At 61.4% G+C, this 24,692-nt stretch carries 26 protein-coding genes; 12 read left to right on the top strand and 14 right to left on the bottom strand.

Translation table 11 applies throughout. The features are described from left to right. Positions 1-279 precede the first annotated feature (279 nt). Together leuC and leuD are read left to right on the top strand one after the other, a co-directional pair. Positions 280-1,701, top strand: coding sequence for a 3-isopropylmalate dehydratase large subunit (gene leuC / locus NTD84_RS00825; protein ID WP_262162786.1), 1,422 nt, complete (start codon positions 280-282; stop codon positions 1,699-1,701). Beyond that, entirely contained in the window at positions 1,698-2,312 is a 615-nt protein-coding gene (leuD, locus tag NTD84_RS00820; RefSeq protein ID WP_262162783.1) for a 3-isopropylmalate dehydratase small subunit, read from the top strand. The genes leuC and leuD overlap by 4 nt, the downstream gene beginning before the upstream one ends. Positions 2,313-2,382: 70 nt before the next feature. Here the strand turns inward: leuD and NTD84_RS00815 are convergent, their stop codons facing one another. From NTD84_RS00815 to NTD84_RS00800, 4 genes are all read right to left on the bottom strand, one after another. Further along, positions 2,383-3,333, bottom strand: a complete 951-nt coding sequence (locus tag NTD84_RS00815; protein ID WP_262162780.1) for a LysR substrate-binding domain-containing protein — start codon at positions 3,331-3,333, stop codon at positions 2,383-2,385. Between the two features lie 20 nt (positions 3,334-3,353). Continuing rightward, complete coding sequence (gene dctA / locus NTD84_RS00810) at positions 3,354-4,658, bottom strand: C4-dicarboxylate transporter DctA (RefSeq protein ID WP_262162778.1); 1,305 nt, start codon at positions 4,656-4,658, stop codon at positions 3,354-3,356. 97 nt (positions 4,659-4,755) lie between these two features. Next, complete coding sequence (locus tag NTD84_RS00805) at positions 4,756-5,631, bottom strand: alpha/beta fold hydrolase (protein ID WP_262162775.1); 876 nt, start codon at positions 5,629-5,631, stop codon at positions 4,756-4,758. Positions 5,632-5,846: 215 nt separating this feature from the next. Beyond that, positions 5,847-6,305, bottom strand: coding sequence for a VOC family protein (locus tag NTD84_RS00800; RefSeq protein ID WP_262162772.1), 459 nt, complete (start codon positions 6,303-6,305; stop codon positions 5,847-5,849). Positions 6,306-6,572: 267 nt separating this feature from the next. Here NTD84_RS00800 and NTD84_RS00795 point away from each other — a divergent pair, with 267 nt between their 5' ends. From NTD84_RS00795 to NTD84_RS00785, 3 genes are read left to right on the top strand one after another with little or no spacing between them, the layout of a single operon-like run. After that, on the top strand, positions 6,573-7,787 hold the full coding sequence (locus NTD84_RS00795) for an SfnB family sulfur acquisition oxidoreductase (RefSeq protein ID WP_262162770.1): 1,215 nt from the start codon (positions 6,573-6,575) through the stop codon (positions 7,785-7,787). 2 nt (positions 7,788-7,789) lie between these two features. Continuing rightward, positions 7,790-8,455, top strand: a complete 666-nt coding sequence (locus tag NTD84_RS00790; protein ID WP_262162768.1) for a methionine ABC transporter permease — start codon at positions 7,790-7,792, stop codon at positions 8,453-8,455. A gap of 60 nt (positions 8,456-8,515) precedes the next feature. Further along, complete coding sequence (locus NTD84_RS00785; protein WP_262162766.1) at positions 8,516-9,286, top strand: MetQ/NlpA family ABC transporter substrate-binding protein; 771 nt, start codon at positions 8,516-8,518, stop codon at positions 9,284-9,286. 99 nt (positions 9,287-9,385) lie between these two features. On the opposite strand, the gene soxR is transcribed toward NTD84_RS00785, so the two are convergent. Beyond that, positions 9,386-9,853: a redox-sensitive transcriptional activator SoxR gene (gene soxR, locus NTD84_RS00780; protein WP_262162764.1), complete on the bottom strand. Its 468-nt coding sequence runs from the start codon at positions 9,851-9,853 to the stop codon at positions 9,386-9,388. 94 nt (positions 9,854-9,947) lie between these two features. Here soxR and NTD84_RS00775 point away from each other — a divergent pair, with 94 nt between their 5' ends. Further along, the gene (locus NTD84_RS00775; RefSeq protein ID WP_262162763.1) at positions 9,948-10,313 is read left to right on the top strand and encodes an antibiotic biosynthesis monooxygenase; all 366 of its coding nucleotides are present in this window, start codon (positions 9,948-9,950) and stop codon (positions 10,311-10,313) included. Here NTD84_RS00775 and NTD84_RS00770 read toward each other — a convergent pair. The 4 genes from NTD84_RS00770 to msuE all read right to left on the bottom strand — a co-directional run bounded on the left by NTD84_RS00770 (position 10,310) and on the right by msuE (position 14,492). Next, the gene (locus NTD84_RS00770) at positions 10,310-11,413 is read right to left on the bottom strand and encodes a sigma-54 interaction domain-containing protein (protein ID WP_262162761.1); all 1,104 of its coding nucleotides are present in this window, start codon (positions 11,411-11,413) and stop codon (positions 10,310-10,312) included. The two genes, NTD84_RS00775 and NTD84_RS00770, sit on opposite strands and share 4 nt — an antisense overlap. A gap of 21 nt (positions 11,414-11,434) precedes the next feature. Next, the gene (locus tag NTD84_RS00765; protein ID WP_262162759.1) at positions 11,435-12,622 is read right to left on the bottom strand and encodes an acyl-CoA dehydrogenase family protein; all 1,188 of its coding nucleotides are present in this window, start codon (positions 12,620-12,622) and stop codon (positions 11,435-11,437) included. Positions 12,623-12,772: 150 nt separating this feature from the next. Beyond that, complete coding sequence (gene ssuD / locus NTD84_RS00760; RefSeq protein ID WP_262162757.1) at positions 12,773-13,918, bottom strand: FMNH2-dependent alkanesulfonate monooxygenase; 1,146 nt, start codon at positions 13,916-13,918, stop codon at positions 12,773-12,775. 10 nt (positions 13,919-13,928) lie between these two features. Next, positions 13,929-14,492: an FMN reductase gene (gene msuE / locus NTD84_RS00755; protein ID WP_262162755.1), complete on the bottom strand. Its 564-nt coding sequence runs from the start codon at positions 14,490-14,492 to the stop codon at positions 13,929-13,931. A 504-nt stretch (positions 14,493-14,996) separates the two neighbouring features. Here msuE and NTD84_RS00750 point away from each other — a divergent pair. From NTD84_RS00750 to NTD84_RS00735, 4 genes are all read left to right on the top strand, one after another. Next, complete coding sequence (locus NTD84_RS00750; protein ID WP_262162754.1) at positions 14,997-15,266, top strand: hypothetical protein; 270 nt, start codon at positions 14,997-14,999, stop codon at positions 15,264-15,266. Between the two features lie 98 nt (positions 15,267-15,364). Then, positions 15,365-15,979 carry a LysE family translocator gene (locus tag NTD84_RS00745; RefSeq protein ID WP_262162753.1) on the top strand — a complete coding sequence of 205 codons (615 nt, stop codon included), beginning with the start codon at positions 15,365-15,367 and terminating at the stop codon, positions 15,977-15,979. Positions 15,980-16,138: 159 nt separating this feature from the next. Further along, positions 16,139-17,296 (top strand): cysteine desulfurase family protein, encoded by a 1,158-nt coding sequence (locus NTD84_RS00740; RefSeq protein ID WP_262162752.1) that lies wholly within the window; start codon positions 16,139-16,141, stop codon positions 17,294-17,296. A gap of 63 nt (positions 17,297-17,359) precedes the next feature. Continuing rightward, entirely contained in the window at positions 17,360-19,168 is a 1,809-nt protein-coding gene (locus tag NTD84_RS00735; RefSeq protein ID WP_262162751.1) for an aminopeptidase P family protein, read from the top strand. Here the strand turns inward: NTD84_RS00735 and NTD84_RS00730 are convergent. Then, on the bottom strand, positions 19,161-20,069 hold the full coding sequence (locus NTD84_RS00730; RefSeq protein WP_262162749.1) for a LysR family transcriptional regulator: 909 nt from the start codon (positions 20,067-20,069) through the stop codon (positions 19,161-19,163). The genes NTD84_RS00735 and NTD84_RS00730 overlap by 8 nt on opposite strands. Before the next feature lie 116 nt (positions 20,070-20,185). On the opposite strand from NTD84_RS00730, the gene NTD84_RS00725 reads away from it, so the two are divergent. Further along, the gene (locus NTD84_RS00725; protein WP_262162747.1) at positions 20,186-21,184 is read left to right on the top strand and encodes a zinc-dependent alcohol dehydrogenase family protein; all 999 of its coding nucleotides are present in this window, start codon (positions 20,186-20,188) and stop codon (positions 21,182-21,184) included. Here NTD84_RS00725 and NTD84_RS00720 read toward each other — a convergent pair. Together NTD84_RS00720 and NTD84_RS00715 are read right to left on the bottom strand one after the other, a co-directional pair. Beyond that, positions 21,181-21,771: a 2-hydroxychromene-2-carboxylate isomerase gene (locus NTD84_RS00720; protein WP_262162744.1), complete on the bottom strand. Its 591-nt coding sequence runs from the start codon at positions 21,769-21,771 to the stop codon at positions 21,181-21,183. The two genes, NTD84_RS00725 and NTD84_RS00720, sit on opposite strands and share 4 nt — an antisense overlap. A gap of 34 nt (positions 21,772-21,805) precedes the next feature. Further along, positions 21,806-22,534, bottom strand: a complete 729-nt coding sequence (locus tag NTD84_RS00715; RefSeq protein WP_262162743.1) for an SDR family oxidoreductase — start codon at positions 22,532-22,534, stop codon at positions 21,806-21,808. Between the two features lie 92 nt (positions 22,535-22,626). Here NTD84_RS00715 and NTD84_RS00710 point away from each other — a divergent pair, with 92 nt between their 5' ends. Further along, positions 22,627-23,187 (top strand): TetR/AcrR family transcriptional regulator, encoded by a 561-nt coding sequence (locus NTD84_RS00710; protein ID WP_262162922.1) that lies wholly within the window; start codon positions 22,627-22,629, stop codon positions 23,185-23,187. Between the two features lie 15 nt (positions 23,188-23,202). Here NTD84_RS00710 and NTD84_RS00705 read toward each other — a convergent pair whose 3' ends face one another. Then, positions 23,203-23,484 (bottom strand): hypothetical protein, encoded by a 282-nt coding sequence (locus NTD84_RS00705; RefSeq protein ID WP_262162740.1) that lies wholly within the window; start codon positions 23,482-23,484, stop codon positions 23,203-23,205. Positions 23,485-23,652: 168 nt separating this feature from the next. Continuing rightward, a complete protein-coding gene (gene rhtA, locus NTD84_RS00700; RefSeq protein ID WP_262162738.1) occupies positions 23,653-24,540 on the bottom strand; it encodes a threonine/homoserine exporter RhtA in 888 nt (295 codons plus the stop codon). Between the last annotated feature and the right edge of the window lie 152 nt (positions 24,541-24,692).

The following is a 24,692-nucleotide window of genomic DNA, read 5'->3' as shown; positions in this document are numbered from 1 at the left end:
TCCCGAACCGGGATATGAAAGTAAATGTTTCCTGTTCCAGCCCACGCCATTCCCTGTGGGAGCGGGCTTGCTCGCGAAGGCGGTGTGTCAGTTGCCACCTCATTGACTGAAAGATTGCTTTCGCGAGCAAGCCCGCTCCCCCAGGGGGATATGGGTGTGCCCCGCTGATCCAACACGAACCATGTTCCAAGGGATCACTTTCCGGCCATTGATGGTGCCGGGCGACTGCCTAAGATGGAGCGCAGACGCCTGAAACCCGCGAGCCTGAGCGAATACCCCATGACTTCAGCAAGAACCCTCTACGACAAACATATCGATTCCCATACGGTGTGTCGTCTCGATGACCAGGGCCACGTCCTGTTGTACATCGATCGCCAGGTCATCAACGAATACACCAGCCCCCAGGCGTTCAGCGGTTTGCGCGAGGCCAAACGCGGGGTGTGGCGCCCTGGGACGGCGCTGGCGGTGGTCGATCATGTCAACCCCACGGCACCGAACCGGGTGGCGGCCATGCCGGATGCCGGCGGCGCGCGGCAGGTGTCGTACCTGGCGGAAAACTGCCGGGACTTCGGCATCGAACTGCTCGACATTCTCGACAAGCGCCAGGGCATCGAACACGTGATCGCTCCAGAGCAGGGCTTCATCCTGCCGGGCATGGTGATTGCCGCGGGCGACAGCCACACCACCACCTACGGCGCCCTCGGTGCGTTCGGTTTTGGCATCGGCACCTCTGAAATCGAGCACCTGCTGGCGTCCCAGACCCTGGTCTACAAACGCCTGAAAAGCATGCGGGTGACGGTGGACGGCGAACTGGCGCCGGGGCTGACCTCCAAGGACGTGATCATGGCGCTGATCGGCAAGATCGGCGCGTCCGGGGCCACCGGCTACGCCATCGAGTTTCGCGGCTCGACCATCGATGCGCTCAGCGTCGAAGCGCGCATGACCATCTGCAACATGGCGGTGGAGGCCGGGGCGCGAGGGGCGTTCATGGCGCCGGACGAAAAAGTCTTCGATTACCTCAAGGACAAGCCCCGTGCTCCGAAGGGCGCGCTGTGGGACCAGGCCGTCTCCAAGTGGCGCGCCCTGCACAGCGACGCGCAGGCGCAGTTCGACCGCGAAGTATCGCTGGACGCCAGCGCGCTGGAGCCAATGGTCACCTGGGGCACCAGCCCGGATCAGGCCTCGCCGATCGGTGCCCGGGTGCCGGACCCGCAGGATGTCAGCGACCTGATCCTGCGCCAGGACATGCGCCGCGCCCTGACGTACATGGGCCTGGAAGCCGGCACGCCGTTGAGCGATATCGTCATCAGTCATGCCTTCATCGGTTCCTGCACCAACGCGCGCATCGAAGACCTGCGCGATGCCGCCAGTGTGGTGCGCGGTAGACGCGTCGCCGACCACGTGCGGGCGATGATCGTGCCGGGTTCCACCGAAGTGCGAAATCAGGCCGAAGCCGAAGGCCTGGCGGCGATCTTTATCGAGGCCGGGTTCGAGTGGCGGCAGTCGGGGTGCTCGATGTGCCTGGCAATGAACGACGACGTGCTGGCCCCGGGCGACCGTTGCGCCTCGAGCACCAACCGCAATTTCGAAGGCCGACAGGGCGCCGGCGCGCGCACGCATCTGATGAGCCCGGCGATGGTCGCGGCGGCGGCGATCAGCGGCCACCTCACCGATATCCGCCACTTTGGAGAGCGCCCATGAGCCTGCAACCGTTCACCCGCGTTAGCGGCAAGGCTGCACCGATGCTGGCGGCCAACATCGACACCGACGTGATCATGCCCAAACAGTTTCTCAAGGGCATCGACCGCGCCGGGCTGGATCGCGGACTGTTTTTTGATCTGCGGTTCTTGCCGGACGGGCAGCCCAATCCCGAGTTCGTGTTGAATCAGCCGGCGTGGCAGGGCGCGCGTTTCATGGTGGTCGGGCCGAATTTCGGTTGCGGTTCCAGCCGTGAGCACGCGGTGTGGGGCTTGAAGCAGATGGGCATCCGCGCGCTGATCGGCAGCAGTTTTGCCGGGATTTTCTACGACAATTGTCAGCGCAACGGCGTGCTGCTGATCACCCTGGACGAGACGGTGTTGCAGCGACTCGGGCAAGTGGTCAGTCAGCCTGACCGTTCGCAGATCAGCGTGGACCTGGAGGCGCAGGCGATTCAGTTGCAGGACGGCCAGGTCATCCCGTTCGACATCGATACCTTGCGCAAGACCGCGTTGCTGCTCGGCCTCGATGCCATCGGCAGCACCTTGCAGGGCAGCGAACAGATCAAGGCGTTCGAGCGCGAGCACCTGACGGCCAACCCTTGGCTCGGCTGAACGCAGCCAGCCTGTGGAGCAATGGTCTTCACTGACACAACACAAAAAAAATGTGGGAGCGGGGCCTCGACTAAACCGACAGGCCCTTGAAATGCTCCTGCAAAAACTCCACACACGCGCGCAACTTCCCCGAGTACGCCAGCCGCGTCGGGTACACCGCCCAGACGTTGGCGCTCTGGGTGTACGCGGGTAGCACCTGCACCAGCCGGTCCTGATCCAGCAACGGCTTCACATCCCACAATGACCGCAGCACCACCCCGCGCCCATCCAGCGCCCACTGCAAGACAATCTCGCCGTTGTTGGACGACAACGGCCCGCTGACCCGCACGCTCTCCTGCACCCCGCCGCGCTCCAGGTTCCAGATGCCGAACGCGTTGTCGCGCTCCTTGATCACCAGGCAATGATGCTGCTCCAGTTCGCCTAATGCCTGCGGCACGCCGTGACGTTTCAGGTAATCAGGCGCGGCACAGAGCACCCGCCGGTTGCTCACCAGGCGCCGGCCGATGTGCTGACCGGGAATGTCGTCGCCGACGCGGATCTCCAGGTCGAAACCTTCGCTGACGATGTCCACCACCCGGTCGAACAGGTCGAGACGAATCTCCAGGTCCGGATAACGCTCGGCCAGCAACGACACGGCCGGCGCCACATGATGGCGGCCGAAACCGAAACTGCTGCACAGGTGCAGACGCCCGCGCGGACTGTCGTGAGCGTCGGACAGTTCGTCGTGCAGTTGCTGGAAATCATCGAGAATCCGCAAGGCCCAGCGTTGCACGCGCTCGCCGTCTTCGGTCAGTGCGATGCGCCGACTGGTGCGGTGCAGCAGGCGGGTGCCGAGGGTGGTTTCGAGAATCTGGATACGCTTGCTGACGTAGGCGGGCGACAGGCCCAGTTCATCGGCGGCCGCGGCGAAACCGCTTTTGCGCACGACGGTGAGGAAAACACGCAGGTCTTCGGGCAGGGGCACGGTGTCTTTCTTGGTGGTCATGACAGAACGGGCACTGGCGGCATGAGCCGCCAGCATAGCATCGGTGTGTGGGCTTTCTATTCAGCGGAAAGCTTGGCGGCGGCCCGGGCACGTCGGCCACGCTTGAGGGCAATCGGCGCCATTTTGCTGCGGTCCAGCTCACCTTCCCACGCCGCCACCACCAGGGCTGCCACCGCGTTGCCGATGATGTTGGTCAGGGATCGGCATTCCGCCATGAAACGGTCAACGCCGAGGATCAACACCATCGCCGCCACGGGCACGGTCGGCACCACAGCCAGACTCGCCGCCAGTGCGACAAAACCGGCACCGACCACCGCGCCCGCGCCCGCGCCTTTGGAGGTGAGCATCGCCACGGCCAGCAAGGTCAGTTGCTGCTCCAGCGTCAGGTCAATATTGGTCGCCTGGGCCAGGAACAGCACGGCGAGGGTCATATAGATGTTGGTGCCATCCAGGTTGAACGTGTAGCCGGTCGGCACCACGATCCCCACAACGCCTTTCGATGCGCCGAGGCTTTCCAGTTTCTGGATCAACTGCGGCAGCGCCGATTCCGAAGAACTGGTGCCGAGCACGATCAACAACTCAGCCTTGATGTACGCCAGCAGTTTGAAAATGCTGAACCCGGCATAACGAGCGATGCTGCCCAGCACGCAAGCGACGAAAATAAACGCGGTCAGGTAGAAGGTGCCGATCAGTTTCAGCAGCGGCAGCAACGAGCCGAGGCCGTACTTGCCGATGGTGAACGCAATCGCACCAAACGCGCCGATCGGCGCCACGCGGCTGATGAAGCCGACGATACGGAAAAACACTTCGCTGGCCTGATTGATGATGCCTACCAATGGCCGGCCTTTTTCTCCGACCATTACCAGCGCAATACCGAACAGCACTGAAACGAACAGTACCGGAAGGATTTCACCTTGGGAAAACGCCTCGAAAAATGTGCTCGGAATCACATGCAACAGAAACCCGGTCACGCCTTCACCGTGTTGCGCCTGACCGACAAAGCCGGCGATGGCCGTCGAGTCCAGTGTCTTCACGTCAATGTTGAAACCCGCCCCCGGATGCAACGCATGCGCCGCGAGCAACCCGATCAACAGCGCAACGCTCGACACCACTTCGAAATACAGCAACGCCTTGCCACCGACCCGGCCCACCTGTTTCACGTCGTGCATGCTGGTGATCCCGGAGACCACGGTGCAGAAGATGATCGGGCCGATGATCATCTTTATCAGCTTGATGAAACCGTCGCCCAACGGCTTGAGATCGATGCCGACCTGCGGCCAGTAGTGCCCGATCGCTATGCCCAGGGCGATGGCGATAAGCACCTGCACATAGAGGGTTCCCAGCAGTTTTCTGATTGTCATTTTTATTATCTCGAGACGGTTTTTGGGCATGACGATCCCGCGCGGGCCAGTGACAGCCCGCGGTGGGAGGTGGATTCAGGTCAGGCTGTTGCGGGTGTCAGCGCAGGAAGCCGAGTACTTCGGCGAGCAACAGTTCCGGGGCTTCCTCGGCGATGTAATGGCCGGCGGGCAACGCTTTGCCACGTACGTCGGTGGCGACGCGCTGCCATTCCTTGAGCGGCTCGAAGCAGCGTCCGACCGTGCCTTCGGCGCCCCACAGCACCAGCAGCGGCAGACTCAGTTGATGGCCGGCGTCGATGTCGGCGCGGTCATGTTCCAGGTCGATGCTGGCGCTGGCGCGGTAATCCTCGCAGATGCCGCGCGCCGTGCCGGGGAGCTTCAGGCAACGCAGGTATTCGCTGAACGCTTGCGAGGTGAAGGGTTTCAACCCGGCGCTGCGGCTGCCCATCACGCTGCGCAGGTAGGCTTCGGGGTCGGCTTCGATCAGGGTTTCCGGCAGTGGCGCCGGGCGGATCAGGAAGAACCAGTGCCAGTAGGCACGGGCGAAGGCCTCGTTGGTTTGCGCATACATCGACAGCGTCGGGGCGATGTCCAGCAGCACCATGCGTTGCACGGTGTCGGGATGATCCAGCGCCAGGCGATGGGCCACGCGCGCGCCGCGGTCATGGGCCAGCACCGAGAACTGATCGAAGCCCAGAGACCGCATCAGCTCGACACCGTCCTTGGCCATTTCGCGTTTGGAATAATGGGTGTGGTGATCGTCGGCTGGCGGTTTGCCGCTGTCGCCATAACCGCGCAGGTCGGCGGCGACCACGGTGAAATGCTCGGCCAACTGCTCGGCGACTTTGTGCCAGATGACGTGGGTCTGCGGGTGACCGTGCAGCAACAGCAAACCCGGCCCGCTGCCGCCGATGCGGTAGGCAATGTCCACGCCGTTGACGTGGCGCTGGTCTTTCAGGAATCCGGCAAACATGGGAATGACTCCTTGTTGTAGTTGCCTGCATCCTGGAAGTGTTGGGCGGTGAGGGCAAGGTGCAAAGCGTGGTGGGCTCGTTCATGAAGTGTGTTCGAGGGAGGGTGTGGTGATGCGGATGGCCCCTTCGCGGGCAAGCCCGCTCCCACATTGAAATGCATTCCACCTGTGGGAGCGGGCTTGCTCGCGAAGAGGCCTGATCAGGCACCGATGTTTCAACCCTGCTGAAACATCTCTTTGGCCCGCTGCTCAATCTGCGCCTGGGTCAAATCCTCCTTGCGCGTCGCCAGGAACCACAGATGCCCATAGGGATCCTTCAAACTCCCTGAGCGGTCGCCATAAAACTGATCCTTGACCTCGGACACCACCGTGCCGCCCGCCGCAATGGCCTGTTTGAACGATTTGTCGACATCGTTCACGTACAGATGCAGGCCCACCGACGGCGCAGTGTCCGGGTTGCGCAACGGTCCCTGATCGCACGGCGTGCCGAGCATGATCGGGCAATCGCCGATGCGCAGTTCGGCGTGGCCGATGCCGCCATCGGGCATGGACAGGCGCATGACTTCGGTGGCACCGAAGGCTTTTTTGTAGAACTCGATGGCCTCGGCTGCTTTCTGGATGCCCAGGTACGGAGTGACGCTGTGGTAGCCCTCGGGAATGGGTTTGACGCTCATGATCCGTCTCCTTTTTGTTGGGGGGAGTGAAGGGGGTCCTACGCCGATTTCCGGTCGAGTAACTATAGGTCAGCCCTTTTCCGGCGACCAAGTGTCCGACCAGCAGCAGCGCCACTGTTCAGCCATCAACAGTGAAACAGCAGAATGCTCGGGTTACGCGTTTTCATGGCCGCCAAATACCCCTGAACCGCCCGAAAACACGGGCTTTGGCAGTCAGGCACAGAAGCTGCAATGTGCTCCGGTAAACACCTGTACCGAGAGAGCTGTATGCCTGAATCTGCCGTTTATCCGATCAACCCGCCGGCCGCCCATCGGATCGCCGATGAAGCCGAAGCGCTGCGCGTGGCCGAGCGCGTCGCCACCGTTTTACTGGAGCAGGACGCCGAACGCGATCGCACGCGCCACGTGCCCGCCGAGATTGTCGACCTGTATTCCAACAGTGGGCTGTGGGGCATCAGCGTGCCGAAGGCATTCGGCGGCGCGCAGGTGTCCTACGCGGTGCTGGCGCAGGTCATCGCGATCATTTCGGCGGCCGATCCGTCCCTGGGGCAGATCCCGCAAAACCACTATTGCCTGCTGGAGGACATCCGCCTGCAAGGCACCCCCGAGCAGCAGGCGCACTTCTTCGGTTTGGCGTTGCAAGGGCATCGCTTCGCCAACGCGCTGTCGGAAACCGGTGGCAAGAACGTGCAGGACATCCAGGCGACGATCCGTCATTACGGCGATGGCCACGTCATCAACGGGCGCAAGGGTTATTGCACCGGTTCGCTCTACGCCCACTGGCTGGCGGTACTGGCGCTGGACGAAGAGCAGAAAGGCCAGCTGTCCTTTGTCGAGCGCGGCACACCGGGGCTGGTGATCGTCGACGACTGGGACAGCATCGGTCAGCGCACCACCTCCAGCGGCACCGTGCTGGCCGAGGACCTGCACGTCCCGGCGTTCAACGTGTTCCCGACCTATCGCTCCTATGAAAGCCCGACCCTGGCCGGCCCTTTCGCGCAATTGACCACGGCAGCCATCGACGCCGGCATCGCCCGCGCGGCGCTGCGAGACACCATCGCCTTCGTCCAGCAATTCGCCCGGCCATGGATCGATGCCGGTGTGGAAAAAGCCAGCGAAGACCCGCTGACGATTATTCAGGTTGGCGGCCTGGAGATTCGCCTGGAAGCCGCCGAAGCCTTGCTCGAACGTGCCGGTTGGGCACTGGATGCGGCGCGCTCGGCACCTGATGAAGACAACGTCGCCCGAGCATCCCTCGCGGTGGCCAAGGCGAAGGTGCTGACCACGGAAATCGCCATCGAGGCCAGCAACAAACTGTTCGAACTCGGCGGCACCCGCTCGACCCTGAAGAAGCACAATTTCGACCGTCACTGGCGCAACGCTCGGGTCCACACCCTGCACGATCCGGTGCGCTGGAAGTATCACGTGGTCGGCAACTGGCTGCTCAACGGCGTGAAGCCACCGCGTCACGACTGGTCCTGATCATGGCCGACTGGTTCAAGAACATTTACTGGGCCGACATCGGCCAGGCGTGCCTCGACACCTTGAGCATGCTCGGCGCCGCCCTCGGTTTTACCGTGCTGCTGGGCTTGCCGCTGGGGGTGGTGCTGTTCCTCACCGGCAAGCGCCAATTGCATGAAGCGATCGGTGTATATCGGGTGCTGTCGGTGATCGTGAACATGCTGCGTTCGCTGCCGTTCATCATTCTGCTGATCGTGCTGATCCCCCTGACCACGTTGCTGGTCGGCACCTCGCTGGGCGTGCCGGGGACCATTCCACCGCTGGTGGTCGGCTGCACGCCATTCTTCGCACGGTTGGTGGAAACCGCGTTGCGCGAAGTCGATCGCGGAGTGGTGGAGGCGACCCAGGCCATGGGCGGCACCACCTGGCAGATCATCCGCCACACCTTGTTGCCTGAGGCGCGCGGCGGGTTGCTGGCGGCGGTGACGGTGACGGCAATCGTGCTGGTGGATTACACGGCGATGGCCGGTGTGATCGGCGGTGGAGGCCTGGGCGACCTGGCGATTCGCTACGGCTACCAGCGTTTTCAGACCGACGTGATGGTGGTCACCGTGGTGCTGCTGCTGATCCTGGTGCAGGCCCTGCAAATGACCGGCGACCGTCTGGTGGCGCGCTATAGCCGGCGCTAAACAGTTCAAAACAAGCAATCGGGCCCTCGACGGCCACTTCAATCTGCCTAGGAGCACAGCATGAAAAAGACCCTGGCCATTCTGGCCGCCCTTGTGTCGTTGAGCGTGCACGCCAACGAAAAACTCACCGTCGGTGCCACCCCGGTGCCGCACGCGGAGATCCTCGAGTTCGTCAAACCGGTCCTGGCCAAGGAAGGCGTGGACCTGGACATCAAGGTCTTCACCGACTTCATCCAGCCCAACCAGCAGCTGGCCCTGAAGAACCTCGACGCCAACTACTACCAGTACCGGCCGTTTCTCGATGACTACAACAAGACCCGCCACACCGACCTGGTGCCGGTGGTGGGCGTGCACATCGAACCGTTCGGGGCTTATTCGACCAAAATCAAAAACATCGCCGAGCTGAAGGACGGCGCCAGCGTGTCCATCCCCAACGACCCGGTCAACACCGGCCGCGCGCTGGTGCTGTTGCACGAAGCCGGACTGATCAAGCTCAAGGACCCGAGCAACACCCTGGCGACTCAACGGGACATCATCGAAAACCCGAAGCACCTGAAAATCCGTGAGCTGGAAGGCGCGTTGCTCGCACGTTCGGTGAGCCAGGTGGACCTGGCGTTCGTCTTCGCCAACTACGCCCTGGAAGCCGGGATCGACACCAACAGTGCGTTGATCGTCGAGAAGGGCAAGAGCCTGTACATCGAATTCCTCGTGGCCCGCCCGGACAACATCAATGACCCTGGTATTCAGAAACTGGCCAAAGCGTTGAATTCGGATGAGGTGCGGCAGTTCATCCTGACGCGCTACAAAGGGCAGATTGCGCCGGGGTTCTAATCCTGGTTTGGCCTTGCGCACGCTTTCGCGGGCAAGCCCGCTCCCACCTTTGGAATGCGTTCCCCTGTGGGAGCGGGCTTGCTCGCGAAGGCCGCACCGCTATTTTGGATCAGTCCCCGATTCCAGCAGTTGCGCCCCCGGCCCCTGTTCCCCCAACACATCCCCATAGTTCCTCAACGGACACGCCTCCATCGACAAACACCCGCAGCCAATACAGCCATTGAGCTTGTCCCGCAGTGAGGTCAACTGGTTGATCCGCTCATCCAGCTCCCGGCTCCACTGCGCCGACAACACTTGCCAGTCCGCCGCAGTCGGCGCCCGGTTGTCCGGCAATGTTTGCAACGCCGCGCCGATCTCCGCCAGCGGAATGCCCAGTCGCTGTGCCACTTTGATCAGCGCCACTCGCCGCAACACCTCTCGCGGATAACGCCGCTGATTGCCCTGATTGCGATTGCTTTTGATCAGTCCCTTGGCTTCGTAAAAGTGCAGCGCCGTGACCGCCACACCGCTGCGGGCAGCGACCTGGCCGACGGTGAGTTCTTTATGCAGGTGTTCCGAGGTGATCATTCGAAAAATGCCCCTTGACCTTGACTTAACTGGAGGTTTTACCCTGCAAGCCTTCGGATCGCAAGATTCGTCTTACACGCAGTGGGGATTCTTCATGCAAGCGTTAGAGAAAAATCGCAGCTTCACCCAGTTGATCGAATTCGAGATCGAACCCCATCAACAACCGGCATTGGTGTCGGCGTTATCCCGGCAAACCGAACGTCTGGCCCAGGGCTACAGCGGATTTCTGAGCGCCAGTATCCAGGCCAGCGACGATGGCCGGCGGGTGCTCAACTACCTGCAATGGCAGTCTCGCGAGGCGGGGGAGGCCGCGTTCCGGAGCTTTGAAAGCGGCGAGCAGGATTTCTGGCAACTGATTCGCGCCCATCAGGCGAAAACCGTGACCTTCGGCTCGTTCCAGGTGGTGCACAGCCTGGAACGCAGCCACGACGACGCACTGCATTGCAACCTGGTGAGCTAGATCGACAGCTGCATCAAGCGCTCGCCCTGAACGTTTTCCGTGGGGCGGCGCTTGTTCACGGCCAACTCTCCGATCTTGATCAGGCGCGTGCGTGTCACGTTGCGGCTCAGGCCCAACAGCGCTGCGGTGTGCACCTGGTTGTAATGGCTGAAGCGGTAGGCCGCACGCAACAGGGCGTCTTCGACTTTCTCGTGCAGCGCGCCGGCCTGTTGCTCGAACAGCTTCTGAAAGGCGCGATCGAGCAAGGCTTCCGGTGAATCGTCGAGAACGCCGTGGGCGTCGTCCTGACGCTCGATGCGCATGTTCGACATACGCAGGTCATCCCGCTCGATCACGCCGTTGCGGCAGATCAGCAGGGTGTGGTGAATGACGTTTTCCAGTTCGCGGATGTTGCCCGGCCAACTGTAGCTACGCAGTTTCAGCTCGGCTTCCTTGCTGATGGTGACGGTGCCATAGCCCAGGCGCTGGCTGTAGGCTTCGATGAAGTGCCGGGTCAGCGGCAGGATGTCGCCGGGGCGCTCGCGCAGCGGACTGAGTTCCAGACTGACCACGTCGAGGCGGTAATACAGGTCCTCACGGAAGTGTCCGGCATTGATGGCTTTTTCCAGCTGCACGTTGGTCGCCGCCAACACGCGCACGTTGATCGGGATGCTCTTGCGCGAGCCCAGGCGCACCACTTCACGTTCCTGCAGCACCCGCAACAACTTGACCTGAATCGCCATCGGCAAATCGCCGATCTCATCGAGGAACAACGTGCCGCCGTCGGCTTCTTCGAACCAACCGGCCTTGGCGCTCAGGGCGCCGGTGAAGGCACCTTTTTCGTGGCCGAACAGTTCGGCCTCGACCAGGGATTCGGAGAACGCACCGCAGTTCACCGCCACGAACGGCCGGGTGCGACGGGCGCTGAGGTTGTGGATATGCCGTGCCACCAACTCCTTGCCCGTGCCGGTTTCGCCAATGATCAGCACGCTGGCTTCACTGGGTGCGACTTGCTGGATGTGGGCGAGCAAGGCCTGGGATTTCGGGTCTTCGAACACCTGGGCCGTGGCGCGAATCGAGGTGGCCAGCGCAGGCGAGGGCGGTAAGGTCAGCAGTTGCATGGTGCAGGCTCCATGAGAAGGCTATGAATAGAAAGTCGGAATCGGTAGGGCCTGGTTCAGCGCCCAATCGCCCAGTTCATGGAGTTTGTAATCCACCGGGTCGTGCAAGGTTTGCGTGCGCAGGTTGCGCCAGTGGCGGTCCAGGCGCAGCGAGGCGTGAGTGGAGCGGGCACCGGTCACTTCGAACAGTCGGCTACAAAGTTCGAGGCCGTTGCGGGTGGCGGCGACCTTGGCCGTGGCGATGGCCGTGGCGAGATGCCCACGTTCTTCGGCGCCGAGGTTCGGGCCTTTCGCCCAGGCTTTGTCGAGCAGGTCGGCGGCGCGCTCCACCAGCAGGCGAACGCCCTCCAGCGCCACCCAGAACTCGCCATAGTGGCCGAGCACATAAGGGTCCTGACGCACATCCTGCGCGCTGGACTTGTGCCATGGCCGGGTTTCCGTGAGCGTGTACTGCCGGGCTTCTTCAAAGGCGCCTTCGGCAATGCCGAGGAACATGTGGGTGAAGGTCAGTTGCGCGATCAGCGGGCGCAGGCAGGCGAACGGTGTGCTAAGCGGGCCTGGGTCGAGCAGCAGTTCCGATTCTTCGACCCGCACCCGTTCGAACGTGGCGCTGCCGCTGTCGGTCTGGCGCTGGCCCATGTTGTTCCAGTCGTTGTGCAGGGTGATGCCGCTGCGGCCGCTGGGGATGGCCGCGATCAACAGCTTGCCGCCGGCGCTTTCGTCCACGGCCGAGGCGATCAGCATTTCCGAGTCGCTGGCGCCGGAGCAGAAACTTTTCTTGCCGGAAAATTCGCGCCAGCCACCGAGCTTTTTCACCACGGTGCGGGTGTCCAGGGGATTCAGGGCATTGCCCCAGAACCAGTTCTTGCGCGCGGTCTGTTCGAACCAGGGCTGCCATTGTTCGGGGCGGGCGAACAGGCGCACGGTGGCGAGCATCAGATGATGAAAACCGAAGACGTGGGCGATCGAGCTGTCGACCTTGGCGAATTCACGCACGATGCCCAGGGTGTCGCTCCAATTGGCGCCGAGGCCGCCGTACTGGGTAGGAATACTCAAGGCCAGCAGGCCGCTTTGGCGCAGGGCATCACGTTCGGCTTTCGGCGTGCCGCCGCGTTCGTCGCGCTCGACGGCGGTCAGGGCAAACTCGGCGGCCAACTGGCGGGCGGTTTGCAGGGGGGAGATCAGGGTGCTTAGCGGCTTGGCGGTCACGCGGGGGTTCCTCTTCGAATTCAACGCCGATCCCCTGTAGGAGCGAGCTTGCTCGCGATGGTCGTTAACGATGACGCTGACATTCAGGTACTCCGCGTTATCGTTGCGCTCCATCGCGAGCAAGCTCGCTCCTACAAGGTCCTGCGTGGGTCAGGCCGTGGCTTTGGCCGGCAGCACATCATTGGCGATCATTTCGCCAAACGGCCCGGTGAGGTTGGTCACACCGCGCCCTGCCAGGCTTGCGTACGGCTCGGGCAACAGCGGGAACACCAACTCGGCAAAGCGATAGGCCTCTTCGAGGTGCGGGTAGCCGGAGAAAATGAAGCTCTCGATGCCCAGATCCGCGTATTCCTTGATCCGCGCCGCCACTTGTTGCGGGTCGCCCACCAGCGCCGTGCCGGCACCGCCGCGTACCAGGCCAACGCCAGCCCACAGGTTGGGGGCGATTTCCAGGTTGTCGCGACGCCCGTCATGCAACGCCGCCATGCGCCGCTGGCCTTCGGAATCGAAACGTGAGAACGACTTCTGCGCGGCGGCGATGGTGTCGTCGCTGATGTGCTCGATCAGTTTGTCCGCCGCTTTCCAGGCGTCTTCCGCGGTCTCGCGGACGATCACGTGCAAGCGAATCCCGAATTTCACCGTGCGCCCGTTGCGTGCCGCGCGCTCACGCACATCGGCGATTTTTTCCGCGACGGCGGCGGGCGGTTCGCCCCAGGTCAGGTAGACATCGACCTGCTCGGCGGCGAGATCATGGGCCGCCTCGGAAGAGCCGCCGAAATACAACGGCGGGTAGGGTTTCTGCACCGGCGGATACAGCGCCTTGGCGTTTTGCACCTGCAGGTGCTTGCCTTCGAAATCCACCGCCTCGCCTTGCAGCACGCGACGCCAGATCTGCAGGAATTCGTCGGTGACTTCGTAGCGTTCGCTGTGATCGAGGAAGATGCCGTCGCCGCGGTTTTCGTCCGGGTCGCCGCCGGTAACCACGTTGATCAGCAAGCGGCCGTTGGACAATCGATCCAGGGTGGCGGCCATACGGGCGGAAACCGTCGGCGAAATAATCCCCGGACGAATCGCCACCAGATAACGCAGGCGTTCGGTCAGCGGCACCAGTGCCGAAGCGATCACCCACGAATCCTCGCAGGAGCGTCCGGTGGGAATCAGTACACCGTGGTAGCCGAGGCTGTCGGCGGCCTGGGCCACCTGTTTCAGATAGTTGAGGGTCACCGGGCGTGCGCCCTGGGTGGTGCCCAGGTAATGGCCGTCGCCGTGGGTCGGCAGAAACCAGAAAACATCCATGAACAGATCCTTAAGCGATTTTCAGCAGATTTTTGGGGTGCACGCCAAACAGCGGCGCGGCGCGTTCTGCAGCAAGACGAATGCGGGCCTTCAAGGGCTCACTGGTTATTTGGTAATTGGCGAAATCGGCTTCGGTGGCGTAGACGCCGATCGGCAGGGTCAGCGCCTGGAAGAAACTGAACAGCGGGCGCAGTTGGTGATCGAGCACCAGCGCATGCCGTTCGCTGCCTCCGGTGGCAGCGAGCAGCACTGGCGTATCGATCAGCGCATTCAGGTCGATCAGGTCGAAAAGATGTTTCAGCAGGCCCGGGTAGGAACCCCGATAGACCGGCGCGGCAACGATCAGCAGATCGGCGTTCTCGATGGCGTGCAGCTCGGCTTCGACATCAGCGCTCAATTCCTGGCGCGACAGGGCGGCGCCCAGTGGACGGGCGATGTCACCCAGTTCGATCAGCTTGCTCTCGATCGGCAGTTGCTCAGCCAATTCGGCCAGCAATGCCTGGGTCAGCACCAACGTGCGGGACGGACGCCAGGTACCGCCGGAGAGGGCAACGACTTTCAATGGACGCGACATGACAGTTCCTTTCTGAAGATTGCTCGGTGAGCCAGTTTTAAACAGCTGCTCAGCGAGCAGTGAGTAGTCACAGGGCTTGAGCAAGAGCTGTACCAATCCATGGAGCCCAGGTTTTCCGGGGCTTGCAGCGTATGACTGATAGCGCGCTGTTCGATTTGCAGCACTGTTTGTTGAATGACTGTTGCCTGGCGAACAGTTGCGTGGGCAACAGTTGATGCTGGCGGTGAGGTTGTTATAAAGCGTCGCTGTTATTCCGTAAAAGATCATTACAGGATATTTATAGATCATTTGGAGATATGCGCGCTCTTGTAGGAGCCAGCTTGCTGGCGATGGCGGCCAATGGTCACCAGATGGCTCAAGATCCTTCCGCGAGCGAACCGCCACTGGAAGGGCAGTGATTTCCAGATCTTGATACCCACTATCGAAAGCGTTGATTTCTGCCCACGAAAGCGCGCGGGTAGCCTGTGTTCATTGCCCCGAACCCAGCTCCCAGGACGCCACCTCATGAAAACCCTGCTCGCCACTTGCTTGCTGCTTGCGGTCTCCGTTCTTGCCGGATGTGCCAGCCATGTGTCCCCGGAACTGCGCCCGTACAGCGCTGAAGAACGCAAGGAGCTGGCGCTGGAGGCGTTGAACCGCCGCGGCTTGTCGTTCGACGAATACCACGCGAAAAAAGCCGAATTGCTCGGCCAACCGCAGAAAGCCTTCAGCTTCGATAAACAAGGTGAAATGAACGCCGAACGCGCCGTTCAACTGCACGGTCGCCCAAGCTGAACGACTGTACTGCTCGAAGTTTCACCCAACTGTCCATGGGTTTCCCCGAAGGGGTGCGATAGGGTCAGTACCTGACTGACCCTGATGGACTGGCACCGATGACGCTCTCCCTCGATCTGCTGCTGGGCTTCGCCCTGTTCGCGCTTGTCACCTCGATCACTCCCGGCCCGAACAACACCATGTTGCTGGCATCGGGCGTGAACTTCGGCTTTCACCGCACCATTCCCCATATGCTTGGCATTACCTGCGGGTTTTTCGTCCTGGTGGTGGCAGTGGGTTTTGGCCTGGGCGCGGTGTTCCAGGCTTATCCGTTGCTGTACACCGTGCTGCGTTACGTCGGCGCGGCATACTTGCTGTACCTGGCGTGGAAAATTGCCCATTCCGGCCCGGTTTCCGACAGTGAACAGGGCGAGAGCAAACCGATCAGTTACCTCGGCGCGGCAGCCTTCCAATGGGTCAACCCCAAGGCCTGGATCATGGCCATCGGGGCCATCAGTACCTACACGCCAATGCAAGGCTATTTCACCAACGTCATCGTGATTGCGGCGGTCTTCGCCTTGATCAACCTGCCAAGCGTCGGTGTCTGGGTTGCGTGCGGCACGTTGTTGCGCAACGTGCTGAAGGATCGCCGCTGGTTGCGCCTGTTCAACTGGGGCATGGCGGCGCTGCTGGTGGTTTCGCTGTATCCGTTGTTGCTTGAAAGCTTTAGCTGACGCATTGCTTCAACCGGTTGCCCGATGCCTGTTAAGCTCGACTTCAGGAGCGTTCCTACGCACTTTTAAATGAAGTCGTACTTCTTTAACGCATCCGATCAGGATTGCTGTTTACTGCTTCCAGCATCCTGATCCCGGAACAAGCTCTGCGAGTCCTTTATGAATAAGCGTCCGTTGTATTTCGACTACGCCGCCACCACGCCGGTGGACGAGCGAGTCATCCAGGTCATGGTCGAGTGCCTGGGCTTTAACGGCAATTTCGGCAACCCGGCGTCCAGCTCCCACACGTTCGGCCGGCAGGCCCGGCAAACGGTCGAGCAGGCGCGGCAGCAAGTGGCCGACCTGGTGGGCGCGCAAGCCGACCAGATCGTCTGGACCTCCGGCGCCACCGAATCCAACAACCTCGCCCTCAAGGGCGTGGCCCAGGCCCGCGGAACATCCGGCGGCCACCTCATCACCAGCCAGATCGAGCACAAGGCAATTCTCGACACCGCGAAGCAATTGCAGGACGCCGGCGTTGCCGTGACCTATCTGGTGCCGGATGCGCAGGGGCTGATTACCCCGCAAGCGGTCAGCGAAGCGATGCGCGAAGACACCTTTCTGGTATCGCTGATGCTGGTCAATAACGAACTGGGCACGGTCAATGACATCGCCGCCATCGGCGACGCGGTGCGGGCGCGGGATGCCCTGTTCCATGTCGACGCCGCTCAGGGCGCCGGGAAAGTGGCCATCGACCTGGCGCAATTGCCGGTGGACCTGATGTCGTTTTCGGCGCACAAGGTCTACGGGCCCAAGGGCATCGGCGCGTTGTATGTCGGGCCTCGCGCGCAGCAGCGCTTGCAGGCGCAAATCCACGGCGGCGGCCACGAGGGCGGTTTGCGTTCCGGTACGTTGGCGACTCACCAGATCGCCGGTATGGGCGTGGCGTTCGCGTTGGCAGCGCAACTGTTCAATGAAGAGAAAGCCGCCATCGCGAGCCTGCGTGAACGCTTTCTCGAACAACTGCTGAGCATCCCCGGCGTTCGCCTCAACGGCAGCCCGACCCAGCGTATTCCCCATACCTTGAGCCTGACCTTCAGTGAAGGCGAGTTCAATTCGGCGGCATTGAGCAACTCGATCGCGTTTTCCGCGACTTCGGCCTGCAACTCCGCGAGCAATGCGCCTTCCCACGTACTGCTGGCCCTGGGGCATGACGCCCGTTCGGCGAGTCGCACCATTCGCTTGAGCCTGGGACGTTTCACCACCGAACAGGATGTCGACCAGGCGGTGAACCTGATTAAAGCGGCCTGCGCCAGTGCTCCGGCATTCTGGCAGTAAGCCTCAAGTGCCGACCTCGATCGGCACTCAACAATAATGATGAAGTGATTAGCAGGAGACATGATGAGCACGCAGCCTTCAAACATTGGATCGGTGCCCGAGCGCCTGGCGCACACCCGCGAGCTGATGAGCCGGGAGGGTATCCATGCCCTGCTGGTGCCGTCGGCCGACCCGCACCTCTCGGAATACCTGCCCGGTTACTGGCAGGGGCGGCAGTGGCTGTCGGGCTTTCACGGCTCGGTCGGTACGCTGATTGTTACGCCGGATTTCGCCGGGGTCTGGGCCGATAGCCGTTACTGGGAGCAGGCGACCAAGGAACTCAAAGGCAGCGGCATCGAACTGGTCAAGCTGCAACCGGGACAGCCGAGTCCGCTGGACTGGCTGGCCGAGCAAACCCCTGAAGGTGGTGTCGTCGCTGTCGACGGTGCGGTGATGGCCGTGGCCTCGGCGCGTACGCTGGGCAGCAAGCTTGAAGAACGCGGTGCCCACCTGCGGACCGACATTGATCTGTTGAGCGAAGTCTGGAGCGATCGCCCGACCCTGCCGAACGAACCGATCTATCAGCACTTGCCGCCACAGGCGACGGTCAGCCGTGGCGAAAAACTTGCCAACCTGCGTGAAGGGTTGAAAGCCCGCGGCGCCGATTGGCATTTCATCGCCACCCTCGACGACATCGCCTGGCTGTTCAACCTGCGCGGCGGCGACGTGTCGTTCAATCCGGTGTTTGTGTCCTTTGCGCTGATCAGCCAGGAGCAGGCGACGCTGTTCGTGGCCTTGAGCAAAGTCAGCGCCGAACTGCGCGCGATCCTCGAACAGGACGGCATCACCCTGCGCGACTACAGCGAGGTAGCTGCTGCTTTACGCGCGGTGCCAAGCGGGGCGAGCCTGCAAGTCGATCCGGCGCGCGTGACGGCGGGGCTGCTGGATAACCTGGACAGTGGCGTGAAACTGGTTGAAGGCCTGAACCCGACGACACTGGCCAAATCGCAAAAAAGCCTGGCCGACGCCGAACACATTCGCCGGGCCATGGAACAGGATGGCGCGGCGCTGTGCGAATTCTTCGCCTGGCTGGAGTCGGCGTGGGGCCGCGAGCGCATCACCGAACTGACCATCGACGAGCACCTGACGGCGGCACGCACCCGACGTCCGGATTATGTGTCGTTGAGCTTCAACACCATTGCGGCATTCAACGCCAACGGCGCCATGCCGCATTACCACGCCACCGAAGAAGAACACGCGGTGATCGAAGGCGACGGCCTGTTGCTGATCGATTCCGGTGGCCAATACCTCGGCGGCACGACCGATATCACGCGCATGGTACCGGTCGGTACGCCCACCGATGAGCAGAAGCGCGATTGCACGCGGGTGCTCAAAGGCGTGATTGCGCTGTCCCGTGCGCAATTCCCGCGGGGCATCCTGTCGCCGCTGCTGGATGCCATCGCTCGCGCGCCGATCTGGGCGGAAAATGTCGATTACGGTCACGGCACCGGGCACGGCGTCGGCTATTTCCTCAACGTTCACGAAGGTCCGCAAGTGATCGCCTACCAAGCTGCGACCACACCGCAAACCGCGATGCAACCGGGCATGATCACCTCCATCGAACCCGGCACTTACCGCCCCGGCCGCTGGGGTGTGCGGATCGAGAACCTGGTGCTGAACCGTGAGGCGGGCAAGAGCGAATTCGGTGAGTTCCTCAAATTCGAAACCCTGACCCTTTGCCCGATCGACACCCGTTGCCTCGAGCCGTCATTGCTGACGGACGACGAGAAGCAATGGTTCAACGGGTATCACGCCGAAGTGCGCGAGCGTTTGAGCCCGTTGCTCGATGGTGCGGCATTGGAGTGGTTGAACACCCGCACCGTCGCTATCTGACGGGCCTGAGTTCAGGCGCTGCCGCCAGCGCCTGGCTCACGTAATCGACAAAGGCTTTGACCCGGGCGGATTGGCGACGATTCGCCGGGGACACGGCATGAATCGGCAGCGACTGGGCGATATAGTCAGGCAACACCGCTTTCACTCGCCCGGCCTTCAGATCGTCGCTGAACAGCCACACCGGCGACAGCGCAATTCCCAATCCACCCAGCACCATCTCGCGGATCGCCTCCGAGTTGTTGCTTTGTGCGTTGCCCTTGATCCGCACTTCGTAGCGCCGTGCATCCTTTTGGTAGGTCCACACATTCTGACTGTTCAGCAGGTTGAACTGCAGACAATTGTGCTCGCCAAGAGCTTCCGGTGACTGCGGTTGGCCGTGTTGCTGCAGATAATCGGGCGCGGCGACCGTCACGCGATGGGTGGTGCCAATCTGACGGGCGATCAGGCCGCTGTCGCTCAATTCGCCGATTCTGAACGTGACATCCAGACCTTCACTGACCAGGTCCTGGTTCTGATCATTCAACTGCAGATCGATGTCGATGCCTGGATGGCGTTCGAGAAATTCCGCGAGGCGCGGGGCAATTTGCAGGCGCCCGAAACTGACCGAGGAGCCTATGCGCAGATGGCCAGCGATGTTTTCTCTGCCTGACTGGAAGCTGTGCTCGGCCGCATCGACGGCAGCGAGGATGTGTCGACATTCGTTGTAATAACGCTGACCCTCATCGGTGAGTGACAGCCGACGGGTGCTGCGGGCTATCAGTTTTCCACCCAGTTCGGTCTCCAGTGCCCGCAGCACCTTGCTGATGGTCGGCTGACTGGTCTGCAGTTCTCGGGCAACGGCCGAAAAGCTGCCACGTTCAACGACCCGAACGAAGATCGCCATCGCATTGAGCTTGTCCATGGAGTTTCTCATTGATGCCAAATGGGCATGATCACTATAGCGATTCAACGTCTTATCGGCATGGGTAGGTTGGACGAAGATTTATCCCACAGCCTCCTCTGACGGGAATATTCGAAATGACTGACACACTGGACATGCGCGCTCTGATTGTCGACTCGGCCAATGCGCCGCTACGCTTGGCTTCCATCCAACGGCCGATGCCGGAAGCGGGGCAGGTGCTGGTTCGGATCAAGGCCAGTGGGGTGAATCCGCTGGACGGGAAAATCCGATCGGGGCAAGCCGCCCATGCTCGTCAGCCGTTGCCGGCGGTATTGGGCATTGATCTGGCGGGAATCGTTGAGGCGGTGGGGGAAGGTGTCAAAGAATGGCGCCCGGGCGATGAGGTCTATGCCATGGCGACGGGGATTGGCGGGGCGCAGGGTTCGTTGGCCGAATACGCCGCGGTCGATGCTCGACTGCTGGCGCCGAAGCCGGCCAATCTGGGCATGCGTGAAGCGGCGGGGTTGCCTTTGGTGCTGATCACTGCGTGGGAAGGTCTGGTGGATAGGGCGCGGGTGCGTGCGGGCCAGAAGGTGTTGATTCATGGCGGGGCGGGCGGAGTGGGGCACGTTGCGATACAGATTGCCCGTGCGTTCGGTGCCGAGGTTTATGCCACGGGCTCCGCGAAACAGCAGGCAATCATCGAAGGTTTCGGTGCGACGTTTATCGATTACCGCCAGTCTTCGGTCGAGGACTATGTGGCGCAGCACACGGGCGGCGAGGGTTTCGATATTGTCTATGACACGGTGGGTGGCGAAACCCTGGATGCTTCGTTCAAAGCGGTGCGGGTCTACCTGGGGCATGTGTTGAGTTGCCTCGGTTGGGGGCAACACGGCCTGGCGCCTCTTTCATTTCGCGGGGCAACGTATTCCGGGGTGTTCACCTTGCTGCCGCTGCTTACCGGTGCGGGACGCGAACATCACGGGCACATTCTGCGCGAGGCGGCCCGGTTGATTGAGGCGGGCTCGCTCAAGCCTTTGATGGATCCGCGAGCATTCACCCTGGAAACGGCCGGGTCTGCCCATGAGCTGCTCGTTTCGGGAGCGGCTCAGGGACGGTTGGTCGTCGAGATCTAACTCAAGGCTTCAATGACGAACTCAAGGCGATCCTGGCCGAAGAACAGTTCGTCATCGACGAACATGCTCGGGGCACCGAACACCCCGCGTTTTATGGCTTTCTCCGTGTTGTCCTTGAGTGCGGCTTTGACGGCTTCATCGGCGGTCAAGGCCAGTATTTCCTGGGGATCAAAGCCGTTTTGGGTGAGCACGGACGCGACGGTTGCCAGGTCATCAAGGTTGCGCCCTTCAACCCAGAGGGCATGAAACAGGCAGTCGATGAAAGCATGAAAACGTTCCGGATGGCGTAACTGTATACCGGTGACCGCGCGCATGAGCATCAGTGTGTTGATGGGGAAGTTCGGATTGAACGTCAGTGCCACGCCATACCGCTGGGCATAGCGATCCAGGTCCTTGAACATATAGAGGCCTTTGGCGGGGATGGTCGCCGGGGAGGCGTTGCCAGTGGCTTTGAACACGCCGCCCAGCAATATCGGGATGTAGATCAGCTGGCTGTCGGTCTGCTTGCAGATTTTTGGCAGTTGCGTATAAGCCAGATAGGTCGCAGGGCTGCCGAGGTCGAAGTAGAACTCCACGGTTTTGCTCATGATCGATACGCTCTTTTATTGTTGTGGGGAGGGCTTACCAGCGTTCGCTCCAGGGGCGCAGGTCCAGCTCGAAAGTCCAGGCGTCGCGAGGCTGGCTGTGCAGGTACCAATAGTTCTCGGCAATATGTTCGGGGTTGAGGATGCCGTCCTGATCCTTGGTCGTGTACTTTTCGGGGAAATTGTCACGAATGAAGTCGGTATCGATGGCGCCGTCGACGACTACGTGGGCGACGTGGATATTCATGGGGCCCAGTTCACGGGCCATGCTCTGGGCCAGCGCTCGAATCCCGTGCTTGGCGCCAGCGAATGCGGCGAATCCCGCCGCGCCGCGCATGCCGGCGGTAGCGCCGGTAAACAGGAGGGTGCCCCGTTGACGCTTGGCCATGCGCTTGGCCACTTCCCGAGCGTTGAGGAAGCCAGAGAAGCAGGCCATTTCCCAGATTTTGAAATATTTGCGGGCGGTTTCTTCGAGGATGCTGCACGGCACGTTGGCGCCGATATTGAACACAAACGCTTCGATGGCGCCGATCTGGCTTTCAATCTGCTCGACCAGCGCAATTACGTCCTCTTCCTTCCGCGCATCGCAGGCAAATCCATGGGCTTCACCGCCACTGGCGTTGATGGCGTCCACCAAAGGCTGGAGTTTGTCTGCACTGCGCCGCGTCACACACGCGACGAAACCTTCTTGCGCAAAACGTTTGGCGATCGCGCCGCCGGTGGCATCACCTGCGCCGACAACCAGTACGACCTTCTTGTTGTTCATGGGTAGTTCCCTTTGCTAAACGATCGTTAACTAAACGAACGTTATGCTACGATTCAGCAGGCGTCAAGACGATGAATTCTGAGGGCAAGGCAATGCGTTACTCGGCCAGTCACAAACTGGAAACCAGAGAGAAACTGTTGGAAAGCAGCGCGGTATCAGCGAAAACGTCGGGTTTCGCAACGGTCGGCGTCGATGCCTTGATGAAAGCGATCGGCCTGAGCGGCGGCGCTTTCTACAGTCATTTTTCGTCGAAGGATGAGCTGTTTGCTTCCATCGTCGAGCGAGAGCTGGGTCAAAGCCTGGAGCGCCTGGGGGCTGGTCAGGGCCGCGAAAAACTCGAACGCTGCCTCAAGCTTTACCTGAGCATGTCCCATGTCGAACACCCGGAGTCCGGCTGTGCGTTGCCGGCGCTGGGGGCAGAAATCGCGCGATCGGACGTCTTGATACGCCAGCAGGCGGAACACTGGATCTGCAAGCTTCAGGAAAGTTGGGCGCGGATTCTGGAGAGCGACAGCCTGGCCTGGGCCATTCTGTCCCAGTGCATCGGTGCATTGGTGGTGGCGCGAATGCTGGTCACGCCGGAGATTCAGCGAAAGGTGCTGAAGTCCAGTTACGATGAGATTGGCCGCCAGATCGCAGGTCCGCAGACCTGAAAGGACGGCATCAACCTATTTGCAGAGGACGATCATGCTGCGGCTGGTATAGCCGGCGGGATTGAGACCAAACGGATAATCCCCCGGTTCTTCCACGCCATCCCCCGATTTGGCGATGACTTTGTATCCCTTCGGCGCGCACGAGTCGGCGGCGCTGGTGTAACACTTGTCCCAGGACGACGAGAGCCCGGAACAGTTGATGTGTAACCCTTTCTTGCCACGCTTGGTGTGGGTTTCCGAAGTCGCCGCGCAGCCCGCAACGGCAAGTACGGCGATCAGTATCAAAATTCGTTTCATTGCTGTCCTTAAAGCGTCCCGGATCTTTGTGCCCAGGTCTGGCAGTATTCGCTTTCGCTCGAAGCGTCTCTGATATCCCTGTCTTGAAAAGTCCATGTTCTACATCGGGTTGCGGGCGTAAACATGGCCTAAATGAGCGACAAATACCAGAGCTTCGTCACATCCGCCTCAATCCGCTGCGATGGCGGGCTTGGCAGCACTGCCCATGGTCATGGTTGCGCCGACGGACGCCAGAATGATGCACATGATCGCCATCCATTGTGCCAGCGAGAGGTACTCGTGGAGGAACAGCAGCCCTGAAAGCGCGCCGAACGCCGGTTCAATGCTCATCAACGTGCCGAACGTGCGGGCTGGCATTCGAGTCAGCGCGACCATTTCCAACGTATAGGGCAGGGCGGTGGACAGGATGGCGACTCCCAGGGCTACGGGGATCAATGATGGCGTCAGCAGGGAGGCGCCGGCATGGACAATGCCGATCGGCGCTACGAACAATGCAGCGATCATCACGCCGAGCGCGGCGGTCTGGACGCCATTGTCGGCGCCTGCCTTCTGGCCGAAGAGGATGTACAGCGCCCAGCAGGCGCCAGCGCCGAGGGCGTAACCCGCTCCGAGCAGGTCAATGCCCTCGGTTGTGGCGCCTGTCGGTATGAGCAGCAGCAATCCGACAGCCGCGAGGGCAATCCACAGAAAGTCGATTGCCCGACGTGACGCATAGATGGCGACCGCCAGCGGGCCGGTGAACTCGAGCGCAACCGCGATGCCCAGCGGAACCGTGCGCAACGACATATAGAAGAGGAAATTCATGCCCCCCAGCGCCATTCCGTACACGATGACGGTACGCAGGGATCTTGCGGTGAGCTTCGCACGCCAGGGGCGCAACAGCACCAGCATGATCAGGCTGGCGAAAATCAATCGCAGGGTGGTGGTGCCTTGGGCGCCGACAACAGGGAACATGCTTTTGGCCAGAGACGCTCCGGACTGGATCGACGCCATGGCTATCAATAGCAGGCCAACCGAGAAGAGGGTCGAGGCAAGGCTGCGAGGCTGGTCATTCATTGCGTGGCATCGTCCAAGGCAGGAAACGAGAGTGTTGCTTTTTATGTTGGGCAATATACTGCGCATTCCTGATGGTCGCGTCTATATATAAGCAGTGTTTTTGAGCGCGGTAATAGAAAAGCCAAATTAGGGGTTGACGGCAGATTCTGGAG

Source organism: Pseudomonas sp. 14P_8.1_Bac3, from assembly GCF_025466085.1.
Taxonomy (GTDB): Bacteria; Pseudomonadota; Gammaproteobacteria; order Pseudomonadales; family Pseudomonadaceae; genus Aquipseudomonas.
Note: the sequence above shows the minus strand (reverse complement) of the source record. Positions and strands in the feature narration are given on the sequence as shown.